Origin of the sequence: Pedobacter westerhofensis (genome assembly GCF_900182595.1) — a bacterium.
GTDB lineage: Bacteria > Bacteroidota > Bacteroidia > Sphingobacteriales > Sphingobacteriaceae > Pedobacter > Pedobacter westerhofensis.
The window spans coordinates 22,218-35,495 of the sequence record NZ_FXTN01000022.1 but is presented as its reverse complement, the minus strand read 5'-3'; the positions used below and the strand labels follow the sequence as shown (position 1 = coordinate 35,495).

Here is a 13,278-nt window from a genome sequence, read left to right as displayed (position 1 = left end):
TATGCGCCGGAATGACAGGGTTTACAAAACTGCAAGCCTAAATCAGTTCTTTATTTATGCACATCTAGTGGGGTCAGCATCCTCCAGAATATCCAGCTCGTCATAATAGCATTTAATTTTTTATGCCATATTTTTTCTCCCTATTTATAAAGGCTTCTTCACCACCTTCAAGTTTCAGTAATTTCGTGCGATGATTTAGGTTTTCAATAGTAGTGGTACTAATGCTAGTATAAATTCCATTATCAGGTATCTCCAAAATATGTGTTAATTCTGCATCACCATTTACTACAAAATTTGAATTATGAGTGGCGAATATAATCTGCCTATCGAATTTTTTACTTTTTATAAGCTGTACCAAGTAATCAGCAATAAGACGGTTATCTAAATGTGCTTCCGGCTCGTCCACAATTAGCGGCTTAACACCAGTCATTAAAAGTGTAACGATAACTGCCGTACATCGTTGTCCAAACGAGCAAGCATTTAGTTCTCGCTCCCCATAGAATCCATTTATTTTGATGTATTTGGAAATATTAAAAAGATGCTTTTTAATTAAAATTTGATACACTAAAAAATTTATTTTAGTTTCAAAAATATTATTAAATATAGTAAGGTAGTTCGTATTCCTATTGTAGCCTTTTTTAGTTAATTGTTGATCAATTTCTTTTTTAAAATCTTCGAATGACATAGCGAGAAGACTTTCATCCGGCTCTATCAAATATAACACTTCGGTAACCTTGTCAACTTGTGTACTTGGTAAATGATACTTACTGAAAATTCTGTAGAACTCTTCAAATAAACCAGCTCTATAACTAGCGCGATTGAATTCAAAAGTGAATTTGATTTCTTTTACATTTTCATTATTGGTGGTTAGTTTCTCATTAAGGGCATCAAGGCAGGAAGATATTAAGGCTGTAGTATCTTCCGAGTTTTTTCTTATTTCGTCGGCTAAGTCATCGATCTCAGCAATTTTCAACTTAACATTAGCAATTTTTTGACTTTCCTCTTCTATTTCTTGTGTTAATCTGGCAATATTTTCAGAAGCATTTTGCGAGTCCTTAATGCTTTCCTCACTAGTTCCCTTCTCTAAGAAAAATTCTTTTAGTAATTGATTTTCAGCCTGTAATTCGGTCGTCAACCTTTCATAAGTGCTATCTGTTTCTTTGAATACTTTGGATTCAGTAACAATTTCTAATTCTGTCTCTGTGATTTCTTCAAAATCTTTCAAGATATTCAAAATCTCCCTGATTCTAGCTTCATATTCATTACTATCTTTACTTGTTACAGTCTGCGTTATAATATTCTTCACAAAACCTAACAAAGTTGAGTACCTATTTTTGCTAGATTCGATCGCTAGCATTTCAGAGCCGAGAGTATTAATGTTCTGTGTAATAGCTGTATACCTAGGATCTTTCTCTGAATCAACTATTTTTTGATTATTTAAAAGCTCTTTTTCCGACTCTTTAAGCTCACTTTGTAAGTTATCTATTTCAAACAGATGCTTTATTAGCTCGTCATTTTTTTCAATTTGATCAGTAAAAGAGGCCTCTAATTCAAAAAATCCATTTTCTGTTTCCCTTATCCTCTCATTGTAGACAAGTGATGTAAGTTCGTCGCCCTCAGCCAATCGTTCAACCTTGCCTTGGCTTACGAATTCTATTTCTTCCGTCCCTATAATCTCTATCTCGTCATTATTGAATTTAACATTGTTTGAACCTGTAGTAAGTAAGTTATTGTCCTTGTTAAAGAAATCCGTCTTTAATCCTAAGCGTTCCGCCAAAATATTAATTATCGTACTTTTTCCAGTTCCTCTACCTCCAATAATGCATGTAAAGAAAGGGCTAAATTTTATTTCGTTTTTTAATTTCAATAGGCAAAAAGGCTGCCCAGAAGTAGCAGTACCAGCTTTTTTTATTACTGTATTAGGTTGGAAATTAAATTTTATGCTTTCTATTTTTCTGATTGGTTCTCTCGGCCTCAACTCACTTATCCTAACTCTATCAGAAGGTTCAAACAGAATTTGCTTAAATCCCTCAAATGTAGTATCTGCTTTTAACCAAGTAACATTTTTAATGACTTCATCGCTCTTTTTTCCATCCCCTAAGATAATCGCTTTTTTCCCCAAGAAATTATCACAGTCCTCAAATGAATGAGCATCACAGCCAGTTAACACTGGCTTTTTCTTGGCTTTTTCTTGTGTCTCGTATCTTTCGGTATCCAAATAATAATCGACATTTTGTTCACCTCCAAAGAAGCCATCACATAGCTTGTCGATTTCATCTGTTATAGTCAGTTTTCTTGGCGATTTCGAATCAGGCCTTAACCCCGCATTATTAGCCGCACCAATTAAAAGGTAACATTTATTTCTGCCAAACACCTTTTTTAAGGTGTTTACAATGTTTACATGACTAACTGCCGCCTTTTCAAAATCATTTTTCGATTCGAGATGCCTACATGATTGGGTAGTACCTTCTACATTTATGTTAGTATCCAGTTTCAATAAAAACTCGTCGATTTTGTCTTTAGACACTTCAGGTGAAAAGATAACATGAATATTAACCTCCTCAGCTGTTTTATTGACCGAGACTTCTAATCTAAATTCAATATTTGGAAAAAAAACTTTATTCGAACTGGGGTAATAAATTTTATGTTTTTCAATGAATTTGAAATAATTTTCGGATGAGAAATAATCAGTTATTCCAAAAACGCTCACATCCGACTCCTCAATTTTTTTACAGTAAACTTCCCATACATCTTCCGTATCAGAAGCCATATAATTGTTACTAAGGTTGGTTTCGGGGGTATGTATATGCATATCCCATTTTCTCCATTGAGAGCCGATAGTATTCATGTATTTTTAATTTTAGACAAGTATAAGTTTTTTGGTCTGACGAATATACCTACACTTTCTTAATATATAGTCATTCTTCTCATGCTCACGAAGGAAACCAAATTACACGCCGTAGTAAACTTAGGGCTGCTATAATAAAAAAATGCAATAGTAAAATTTGACCATAAATATTTCTAAAGTAATAATATGGTATTGCTAGAATTAGGTAAGTATTTTGGTTTTATAAGCACAAAAGTTTACAGTTTTGAGAAATTAGCTAATTTAGTCCATAATCAATAAATCAGACTTATGTTTTTTCATCACCTTAAAAATTTCAGTCCTTATTCCGGTCATATATATGATGATATGAAGGTTTCTTTCATTCATAAAAAGTCAGGTCATCTAGGGAAGAAAGACAACCGTTTTGACTTGATTGATAAATTGGGCTACTTTCCGTTTAGGGAATTGATTAGGGATGGTAAGGCTTATTTTATCAGTGATACAGACCTGTACGATTTCCTGAATATGAAAGAAAGTACCAGTGTCGATTATACAAATGAATCTTACGGCGAATGGGATTTACAACAAAAAGAAATTTTTGAGCCATGCTTTTTCGATGGTTACAAAGAGGGCATTAGTGCATTTCAACTTAATCTGGGCGTATCTTATCCGGCACTCCCGCACGAACAGAAAGTACAGTACCTAAAAGTGTTTTGCCTGCATTGCCTTGATTTTCTATATTTTGACGGTGATCTCGACAAAGATTTGTTTTATAATTTAGGCTATTTGCAAGCCAGTCTGTACAGGGGTTTTATAGAAATTAATAATATCAACAGCAGTCTACCAGAAGGAAGCCCAGGATTACGTTTACATTTTGACAGCCATCTAAAAGTAGTTGAAATTTCAAAAGTCCCTGAAAAAGAAAATCCCGCTATAGTTAAAGCGGAGCTAGTCGAACAACCTGAACCTGAAAAAAGTACCCCCGTTATTGAAAAAAGTCCGTCACTTGCTTTTCCTCGCATTGAACTGATGTGTGATTTGGAAGAGGTCAAGGCAATATGGCGGGTCTTAACTGCACCTATGAACACCAGCAAGGGCAAAGAGGAAGCTGCACTAAGCAACAAAGAACTAACAGATTTCTTAGGATCTGCATTTGGTTCGAATGCATTTCCGCAAATATTAAAGCGGCCTGAAAATCCGTTTGTTAAAAGAACGTCAAGAGGTGATATGCGTAGTGTACTGAACGCATTAATGTATAGCACGTATAATTTAAACCATGAATACAACCGGAGCGTTAACCAAATTGAATATGTCACTAGCTTAAAACGGCATTTTTCTGTTTTTGATGGCTCTAAACCGGAAAGTATTAAAAACGTCATATCAGCCAATGCCTTGAAAGGCATGAAGGTTATCAAGGAAAGCCAGCCGATAAACCCCCATATCGAAGAAATGCTAAGCATCCTTAAAAAACATAAATTATTACATTAATGTCATTGCTTTTGTAAGGGATTTTTCACCATTCCTTTGTATCCATAAAACGAAATTTATGGAAAAAGAGAAAATCCTATTTACCGCATTATCTGTTAGTGAACTTTCCAGTCTTATGGAAAATTCTGTTAGGAATGCCATTTCAAGCGGCAACCTGAAAAGGCATGATGTTGACGAACTGCTCAATACCAGACAGGCGGCCGTACTGATTAATTATAAAGCATCGACGCTTTATGGTCTGGTTAAACTGAACAAAATTCCCTTTTCAAAAACAGCAGGTAAATTGCTGTTTTCCCGAAAGAAGTTATTAGCGTGGGTAGGCGCAAAAGGCGAGACTGCGGAGAAAACCCCACCACCAATATAGCTATATATCCCTATTGCTAAGTAGATATGTATGCATATAATAACATAGCTATATATACACTTAACAACGGCTTATGTGTAACAAAAACCACGGACACAGCACGTTAATACAGGGCAGTCCGAGAGCTTGTGGGCTTTTTAGGATGCAGCTATTGGCGGAAGAAAGGCGGTCTAGGCAGTCAGTCCCTTTTCGGGGCTGAGCAAGCGGAAGTTGGGCAGAGCCCTACTTGCTTGCCCTTACGCTATCGCTACAGGGGTTTCAAGTAGCCTCCGGGGCTACTTTGGGGCTTTGCAAGCCTTTTAGGAACCATAAACGGTATACTTTCAGGTATACCAATTAGCTAACTAAGCAGTTAGCCAGCTAATTAGCCATATGATTAGCCAGCTAATCGGCAAATTGAAATATTAGAGAGGAGCGCAATTTATGAAAATGGACATCATCACAATGGAAGACCTCCGCCAGTTCAAAACGGAACTGTTGCAGGAAATGAAGGGCATTGTCGGACAAAAGACCGAAAGCCAGCAAAATGGCGAATGGCTCAGAAGTGCGCAGGTGCGCAAAATGCTGAACATATCAGCAGGCACTTTACAGAACCTGCGCATCAACGGGACATTGCCGTTCCGCAAGATTGGAGGTACGATGTATTACAGCAGAATACAAATAGAAAAAATATTGAAAGGAGAATAATATGAAGAACTATCTGAATATACAACACCATGCCCTTAGCGGATATTTTGAACGGGTGGCAGTGGAGAGCCGGTTTTACGCCACCCACATCAGCCTGCTGATGGCATTGTTCTACTACAGCGATAGCGACGCGCCTGAAAAACCCTTTCAGGTCAGCAGGCCAAAACTAATGCGGTTCTCCCGCATCAGATCTATTGCCACCTACCATAAGAACATCAAAGACCTTGTAGAATACGGCTATATCGAATATAATCCCTCATGGCATCCGCAAAGGGGGACTCAAATAAGATTTATTATCGAGACAGCAAGCAATCCTTAAACAACAGGACATGGAGGATATCAATACAAAATCGGTGCGCTACCCTGTAGCCACCGATATCAAACTGGAAAAGATCGCCCTCAAGCTGGGCAGGACAAAAAAGACGACCATCATACAGATGGTGGAGTATTTCTACCGGAGCAAGAAAGACCCCTTAGATCTGAATGACGAACTGCTGAAAAAAGAGCTGGTCAACGGAAATAACCGAATTATTGGCTTTTTTAAAACGCAGGAAAAAGATTTCCTGTTGCCTATCTTCAGCGATTCGGGTACACTGGTCACCATAGCAAAACAACACACATTGTACATTAAGGACATTGGCAAGTTTATGGCGCAGGATGTTGAAAATGCAAAAAAGCTTGCGGAGCGCATGACGGCACTGGAACGGGGCATTTCCAAAACACAGACCCATCTGGAAGAAAAGGCTTTGTTAAAATCACGCTTCAGAAAAATATTGGAATATTACATCACCCAAAGGGAATCGCTCGGCTGGACTACTGCTAATGTCAAGAAAGAGGAACTGCAAGCCCATGCCAGACAATCACTTGAAAATCTGTAATTATGTTCATCAACATCACCACATCAGAAACGGGAGACAATAAGGGGAGCAGCGGGGCACTGGTCAACTACCTTGAAAAAGAGAACCAGATGCAGACCGAAAAAGGCAAAGGTCTGGAACTGGAAAATTGGTTTAACGGCACCGGTAACGAAATCCGCAGGCAGGAAGTCAGGATGACGCTAGACCGGAATATTGCCAAACTTGGACGCAGTGACAGTAAATTTTTTCTGATCAACATCAGCCCCAGCCAAAAGGAACTGGCGCACCTTTACGAAAAATATGGCAAGGAAGGTACAAAGGAAAAACTAAAGGAGTTTGCGATAAAGGTAATGGATGAGTATGCCAAAAACTTCAAAAGACCAGGCATTAACGCTCATAAAGATTTGCTTTGGTACGGCAAGCACGAAAATTACCGTTATTATAAACACACAGATAAGGAAGTAAAGGGCGGGATAAGGCAAACAGGCGAGCGCAAAGAGGGACGGCAGGATCATATACAGATTATTGTCAGCAGAAAGGACATTACCAATACCATTAAGCTTAGCCCGCAGAATACCTCCAAGGGAAGAAACAAAGCGCATTCCGCCAAGCTTGGCGAATTTAACCGTACCGCATTTAAACAATCAGGGGAAAGCCTGTTCGACGACTTTTTCGATTATAACAGGGGGCTGAAAGATACCCTTGCCTATGTCAATACAATGAAAAATGGGACGGCTGCCCAAAAAACACAGATGAATTTACTGGAAAATATGCCTTACCAAAAGGCCGGACACTACACCATCAACGATTTGGGCAAAAGTGTGGCGGAAGGGCTGTTTGAAAGCGTCGGGGGAATGATCGGAACAACCGGAAAGCTGGGCGCTGATTTATTAAGTATGCTTATGGAGCCTGTTTATATAGCGCCACAACCATCCGCTACAGAAGGAAGTAAAAAGAAAAAGAAGAAAAAAGGTAAAACTCAAAGCCAGAGTTTACACCGATAGCTTATTGCTTAACTAATTTGCACATGCCTAGTTAAAAGTCGGATATAAGTTCTCAGTACCTTAGAGAAAACGATGTATATACATCATAAATTCTCTGTTAATAACTTATTTATTATTTATTCTTAATTTGCTATTTAACCTGCTAAATTAGAGATTATTAAACTTTTAAAAATTAAATATTATGGGAATCAAAACAGGACCGAAAAAAATTGCTGAATCAACTGGTAAACCAGATAAACGTCAAAGAGATAATAAAGATGTTCCTAAAAACATCCCTTCTCTTAAGCCTCACAAACATAAAAAGGGCGACTAAATAGCATGCAGATATGAAAAGTTTGCAATTTAATTAGCAAGCTGCTGCCATTAATTGTTTACAGCTTGCTAATTCTAACTTTTATTCCGGTTTATAATCATTTCTATTTTAAGTTTTGTTACGCAATGTAACCTTTACTTGCCTGAACGCAAAGATTTAAGGCTACTTTCGGTATTAACGATGATTTAGGTATGACGATAGAAATGCAGATATAATTGGAGCCATGTACAAATAGATTGCTTTTAATGAGCTCTTCTTTTATCTAGTCAATCAACATACTACTATTATTTGTTAGTATTCTTCAGGATTTCGATTTTTTCACGCTCGCTCGCAAGCAGGCGCTCATAAAGCTCAACTACTTTATCTAAAGGATTGAAGGTGCAGTGTTGTCGGAAGTCACCAGTACTACTGTCATGAAAATTGTTAAAATAATTGAATATTGATTCCTCACTAAAATTCTTTATTCCTTCAACAGTAACACCTAAAACATTCGCAATTTTTTCCAAGGTCGACTCTTCTACTTCTTCACTTTGCTCAATTTTAGAAATCGTTTGCTGGCTTACACCAAGTTCAATAGCAAGAAAATCTTGTTTTATACCACGTATTTCCCTGATACGGCTGATCTTTCTGCCGATATGCACTTTGTTAGATTTTGTAGGCGTTTCCATAAAGCAAATATAATAAATTCCTAATATAGTAATGAACCAATGTATTGTAGTAAGATACCAGCTTTAGTGGTAGGTTACGGCATTGCCGTACAGCATTTTTGATCTAATAAATCAAAAATGTCACGATTATGGAAACACAATTCTCGCAATCTGGTCACTTCCAGAAAGAAACCTTTTCGGCCTTTATAAAAGAGCTGGTTCAAAAATTCAAGCCCGAGCAAATCTATAGCTTTGGGAAAAACATCGATTTTAAAGTCAATGACGGGTGTTTTATAGAAGAACACCGTACAGAAAACTATCATTATTTTTTGTTGATGGTAACCGAAAGCGTTACCAGAATTGAACACGAGGTGCAGGACTTTGCCAATAATCATTATCCCTTCGGCAAGATCACCATATTGGCTCATGGGAAAGAAACTATTGCGGATGCAATAAAGGCCAATAACAGGTTTTTCATTACTATTTATAACGAGAGCCAGATTCTTTATAGTCGGGATGGTATGGTGCAGCGCACTCATATCATAAATTATATACCCACCCAGGGAGCAGTAAAAGCCCAAAAACATTACAACCACCGCTTTCCATTGGCAACAGGTTTTTTAAAAAGTGCAAAAGAATGCCTAACGAACCAACATTACAATCTAAGTGCATTTATGGCGCATCAGGTTGTAGAACAATGCTGTATTGCTTTGATAAGGGTTCATCTGGCATACCGTTCTGATATACACAACCTATATAGACAGCTTCGGTTGTGCGATAGCTTTTCTTTGGCACCATCAAGCCTCTTCTTATCGGGCAGGGAAGATGATAAACGGCTCTTTGATATTATGGTAAAAAGTTATTCCGCTGCACGTTACAAAGATGATTTTAAGGTTGAACAAGCCGATGCGGAACAAATATTCATCCGGGTTTCCACCTTTTTAAAGCTTACTGAGATTATGTGCGGTGAAAAGATAAAATCTCTTGCAATAGTGGCAGAATCCTACACACAATTAAAAAAAGAAAGCGAGGTGGTTTATGGCGGATAAAAATATTCCATCGCCGAACATCTTTCATTTGCCCTTTACCCCTAATACAAGAATACTTACAGAAAATACACTGAACCAATATTCCGAGATCAGAAAACCAAAAAGGGGTTATTTCCCCATTAAAATCAGGAAGATATCTTTCAGCAATGAGCTGCTTATAATAGGTGTAATTCTGGACAAAGAGCCCGAAGAAATGGTTTACCTTAAGGTAACCACCTCCGAACTATTGGTGAGTTGCAGCGTTGATACCCATGAAAACTATTTGAGTCGATACGCTTATTTTTCGCTTACCCAACTGATGTACTATTACGCTGAATATAATTTCGAGGACTATTATTGGCCGGGATTCTTTGATCAGGAAACAGGGGGATCTAAATACCTGATGATCCATAAGTCGAAGGATAATTTACATGTGTCGTCAAAAGTGAGGTATAAAGGCCTATATAAACCTGGAAAACAACTCCCTGTAGTATCTGCAAAGAGAGCGGAGCTACGGAAAGCAGTTCATTCAATACAAGAACAGCCACCTAGAGAAACACACCTGGTGTTGGGTTTCTGTTTGGCAGATAACAACAATGAAAGGTTCCGAACAAATCATTATCCCTTTCTAATTCCTTATATAGGGATTTTGAACAAGGCTAAAACCGAGGTAAGAAGCTTTACAACATACGTGCTTAATGAAATGCAACTTTCTGAAATCGATCTTTCGGACGAACAACAAAACCTCGTTGAGATTTGCTTCAACATGAAGAAAATAGCCTTGGTTGCTAACCCGGGATATAAAGAAGACGCTCATAAGCTCGCTGAAAAACGGAAACAGAACCAAAATAATTTTAATCAGCTTTTTGATTTCTGGCAAAAGGCGCTTCCTTTACTTTCAGGAAGGTTGTACACACACTATAGTTATACATATGGAATGCGTAATGTAAAAGGCAAGCCAAGAAGATCGTATATGACGCCATGCGCCTTTAATAATGAAACACCAGAAATCTGTTTTCTATGGAAAGACATGGGGGATTATTATAAACTGGAACTTCGATTAATGCTTCAAGGAAGAATACATCCGCTACAATATTACTTCAATACCGCTTTCTTTGCTATGCTGAGCTACAGCCCGAGAAAATATGTGCTGTTGAACTCCGTTAATGATAGCCAACTGATCAGTTATTTTCAGCAAAGCCAATTTCAACTCTTAGTACTAAAGAAACACTATGAGGGTGATTTTAAAGATTTTGTAGATCAATTAAGAATGATGTATCGTTTCATTAATAAATAGAATGTTATGGAAGAAATTTTAAAGGCTTTAAATTATCAACCTGTTGATATCTCAGATGAGGATCTTGATAATCCTGTGCCATCAATATCTTATTTTTTCGTGAACCATCCGATTCACGAATCCCGTACTAAGCTTTGGGAGCTATACGAAGGATGGATTCATTTTGCTGCTGAATCGCCAGATGGGGAGGAACTGACAGATATGTTATTTTTCTATAGTCAATTGGTGGAATTGCTAAACCTGTGCTATCTATTTACCCAAAAGATCGAAAAAATAAATAACGATATTATCAGTCAATAAATCATAACTAACATCTACTTGAATAATGCCTGCAATCTGGCCGTCCCGCATTTTCGGCCTGCGGAACGGCCTCCGCACTGGGCTGCTGCTGTTCCCGCTTTTGGCATATACGGAGAAGACAGTGACAGGAAACTGCCCATGAGCACTATAGAGATAGATTAAAGGAAGTACAACGCGCTTCACAACCTACCGTTCATATACTTAAAGTTAACCAATGACTAAATTCGCTTATACTATCAAAAAACATATGCGGATTTAATTCTTTCAACTTTTCAGGCTCAGCTGTTTCTGCCCAGGCTGCTGCTACTACCGGTATCCCGACTTTCCTGCTTGCTATGATATCACTTGGAGCGTCACCGACGTATATGATTTCTTCCTTTCGTATATCCCCAAAAAGGTCTAAGATATTTTGTATTCCCTCAGCTTTCCGTGGTCCTTTCGATATCCCGATTTCGATGGCTTCGAAATATTTAGCAATGCCAAATTTTTCTAAAGAGATATCGGTACTGTGCCTACCCTTACCAGTTACCATGGCAATTTTTACTGATTTCTCTTTTAAAGTAATTAATAGAGCTTCAATGCCCTCAAAGGGAGAGGGACACATTTCATGGAGTTCTTTGTAAAATTTTAAATAACTAGAAATGCCTTTTTCGTAGTGTTTTGGTGCCAGTGCCATAATAGTGCCTTCTTCCGATGGACCAAAAGTTCCGATGATCTCTTCATCTGACAAGGAGCGGCCTATCAGGGGTTCAATGGATTTTCTAAATCCAGAGATGCATAATGGTAATGTATTGGCTAATGTACCATCAAGATCAAATATTACTGCTTTAATTTTTTTCATTTATATATTGATGTATAGTTAAACAGTTAAATTGTTCTCTCTGATAACTTTGCATGGATTGCCGAAGGCTACAGAATTTTCAGGTATTGAACGAGTGACAACGCTTCCAGCGCCTATGACAGAGTTCTTCCCAATAGTTACTCCAGGTAAAATTATTACTCCTCCTCCAATCCACACGTTATCCTCGATTTTAACCGGAAGTGCGTACGTACGAAAAAAAGGATTGCTATTTATTTCCGTCCAGTTTTCAATAAGCCGTTCGTTCGTCTCAACAGGATGCGTAGCAGTATAAATCTGCACATTTGAGGCAATCAATACGTTGTTTCCAATATCGATTCTGTTACAGTCAACGAAGGTGCAGTTGATATTTATGATCACGTTGTCGCCAATTGTTATATGCCTTCCATAATCACAGTAAAACGGGGTGTCAATTGAAACGTTCTTGCCTATACTTCCAAACAGTTCTGTTAAAAAAAAATTCTTTCTTACAGTATCTGTACTTGCCAGATAATTATATTCTTTTGTAATGTCGCGGGCCCGTTTAATCAGGTCTCGTATCTCGGGATCCGAGGTATTGAAAATCTCACCGTCGAGACATTTTTGGATTTCAGTCTTCATATAAATTGATAAAAGACAAAAATAAGAAACCCGGCGCTGATTAAATTTAATGTATCTTAAAATCGCACTTCAGCTCGCAGGCTGCTTAGATGTTGCTGTGTCATTCCTAAATAAGAGGCAATAAAACCTAAATTCACTCGACCGATTAACCCTGGGTTTTCTGTAGTGAACTTTTCATATCTTTCTTTAGCTGATAGCGATAACCGATCTAATCGCAAGTTCTGCATTTTTAGAAGTGCATCTTGGTGAATAACGCGCGACCAATTAGCTATATCGATATTGGTTTCGTAAAGTTTATTGAGTGCTTCAATAGGCATTTGGTAGATCAGTGAATCCTCTAAAAGCTGAACATATTCTAGCGAAGGAAGTGCATGATACAATGAAGTGGAGGAGAAAGTGATGTCGCCCTCAGTACTAAACCAGTTTGTTACTTCTGTATTGCCTGCAAAAAAGAAGGTACGTGCACAACCCTCTTCTATAAAGTATACATGATTATCCTTTACCCCTGTTTGGGTCAACAAATGATTTTTAGGAAAGTGCCCCTCCTTCAAATGCGACACGAGCTCCTCAATAGATGAATTGGATACCGGATAATAACGGTAGATTCCCTTCACAATATTTCCAATTTTTGTTAAATCCAATACTATATATTCTAGAGTTGTTTATGTACTAAGTTACCTACTTTAGTTAACAATTTTAAATTATAAGTTATTGTCTCGAATGGCTCTAAACGACCAGTAAGGATAAAAAGTTACATTCCCTTATTTTATTACATACAAAAACACATAGTCTATACAAGTTATATAACAGGCCTAATAAAAAGATACTTTGACCATAATCTTCAGCAATTTATCAAGAACTCATTTCATATTCAAACGTCTTCTTCAGTTTTTGATTATGAGTATATGATAAATAAATTTGGCATGAAAAGATCTACCCAACATATATAATACAAAGGAATTGTGTTACGCCGATCGAGACAAATAAAAATGCAATAATTTGGTTCA

The 13,278-nt window shown here is 37.6% G+C and carries 15 protein-coding genes; 10 read left to right on the top strand and 5 right to left on the bottom strand.

From position 1 onward, the window contains the following. Positions 1–112: 112 nt before the first annotated feature. Positions 113–2,848, bottom strand: coding sequence for a TrlF family AAA-like ATPase (locus FN831_RS26925; protein WP_142531309.1), 2,736 nt, complete (start codon positions 2,846–2,848; stop codon positions 113–115). A gap of 288 nt (positions 2,849–3,136) precedes the next feature. On the opposite strand from FN831_RS26925, the gene FN831_RS26920 reads away from it, so the two are divergent. The 7 genes from FN831_RS26920 to FN831_RS28335 all read left to right on the top strand — a co-directional run bounded on the left by FN831_RS26920 (position 3,137) and on the right by FN831_RS28335 (position 7,540). Further along, complete coding sequence (locus tag FN831_RS26920; RefSeq protein ID WP_142531308.1) at positions 3,137–4,315, top strand: hypothetical protein; 1,179 nt, start codon at positions 3,137–3,139, stop codon at positions 4,313–4,315. 58 nt (positions 4,316–4,373) lie between these two features. Then, positions 4,374–4,679: a helix-turn-helix domain-containing protein gene (locus FN831_RS26915; protein ID WP_142531307.1), complete on the top strand. Its 306-nt coding sequence runs from the start codon at positions 4,374–4,376 to the stop codon at positions 4,677–4,679. Positions 4,680–5,108: 429 nt separating this feature from the next. Beyond that, positions 5,109–5,366, top strand: coding sequence for a helix-turn-helix domain-containing protein (locus FN831_RS26910; protein WP_317132120.1), 258 nt, complete (start codon positions 5,109–5,111; stop codon positions 5,364–5,366). A gap of 1 nt (position 5,367) precedes the next feature. Beyond that, complete coding sequence (locus FN831_RS26905) at positions 5,368–5,685, top strand: hypothetical protein (RefSeq protein ID WP_142531305.1); 318 nt, start codon at positions 5,368–5,370, stop codon at positions 5,683–5,685. Positions 5,686–5,695: 10 nt separating this feature from the next. Continuing rightward, the gene (locus FN831_RS26900) at positions 5,696–6,244 is read left to right on the top strand and encodes a BfmA/BtgA family mobilization protein (RefSeq protein ID WP_142531304.1); all 549 of its coding nucleotides are present in this window, start codon (positions 5,696–5,698) and stop codon (positions 6,242–6,244) included. A gap of 2 nt (positions 6,245–6,246) precedes the next feature. Then, complete coding sequence (locus FN831_RS26895) at positions 6,247–7,227, top strand: DUF5712 family protein (protein WP_142531303.1); 981 nt, start codon at positions 6,247–6,249, stop codon at positions 7,225–7,227. A gap of 181 nt (positions 7,228–7,408) precedes the next feature. Beyond that, the gene (locus FN831_RS28335; protein ID WP_262711910.1) at positions 7,409–7,540 is read left to right on the top strand and encodes a hypothetical protein; all 132 of its coding nucleotides are present in this window, start codon (positions 7,409–7,411) and stop codon (positions 7,538–7,540) included. A gap of 284 nt (positions 7,541–7,824) precedes the next feature. Here the strand turns inward: FN831_RS28335 and FN831_RS26890 are convergent, their stop codons facing one another. Continuing rightward, a complete protein-coding gene (locus FN831_RS26890; protein WP_142531302.1) occupies positions 7,825–8,208 on the bottom strand; it encodes a helix-turn-helix domain-containing protein in 384 nt (127 codons plus the stop codon). 128 nt (positions 8,209–8,336) lie between these two features. On the opposite strand from FN831_RS26890, the gene FN831_RS26885 reads away from it, so the two are divergent. The 3 genes from FN831_RS26885 (at position 8,337) to FN831_RS26875 (ending at position 10,812) form a co-directional block, all read left to right on the top strand. Continuing rightward, complete coding sequence (locus FN831_RS26885; RefSeq protein WP_142531301.1) at positions 8,337–9,236, top strand: HEPN domain-containing protein; 900 nt, start codon at positions 8,337–8,339, stop codon at positions 9,234–9,236. A gap of 298 nt (positions 9,237–9,534) precedes the next feature. Beyond that, entirely contained in the window at positions 9,535–10,512 is a 978-nt protein-coding gene (locus tag FN831_RS26880; RefSeq protein WP_221931421.1) for a hypothetical protein, read from the top strand. Between the two features lie 6 nt (positions 10,513–10,518). Then, a complete protein-coding gene (locus tag FN831_RS26875; RefSeq protein ID WP_142531299.1) occupies positions 10,519–10,812 on the top strand; it encodes a hypothetical protein in 294 nt (97 codons plus the stop codon). 193 nt (positions 10,813–11,005) lie between these two features. Here FN831_RS26875 and FN831_RS26870 read toward each other — a convergent pair whose 3' ends face one another. Genes FN831_RS26870 through FN831_RS26860 form a run of 3 tightly spaced genes read right to left on the bottom strand, consistent with a single transcriptional unit; the run spans position 11,006 to position 12,912 of the window. After that, the gene (locus FN831_RS26870; RefSeq protein WP_142531298.1) at positions 11,006–11,653 is read right to left on the bottom strand and encodes an HAD family hydrolase; all 648 of its coding nucleotides are present in this window, start codon (positions 11,651–11,653) and stop codon (positions 11,006–11,008) included. 18 nt (positions 11,654–11,671) lie between these two features. Then, on the bottom strand, positions 11,672–12,271 hold the full coding sequence (locus FN831_RS26865; RefSeq protein ID WP_142531297.1) for a sugar O-acetyltransferase: 600 nt from the start codon (positions 12,269–12,271) through the stop codon (positions 11,672–11,674). A 56-nt stretch (positions 12,272–12,327) separates the two neighbouring features. Next, on the bottom strand, positions 12,328–12,912 hold the full coding sequence (locus FN831_RS26860) for a Crp/Fnr family transcriptional regulator (RefSeq protein WP_142531296.1): 585 nt from the start codon (positions 12,910–12,912) through the stop codon (positions 12,328–12,330). Positions 12,913–13,278 lie beyond the last annotated feature (366 nt).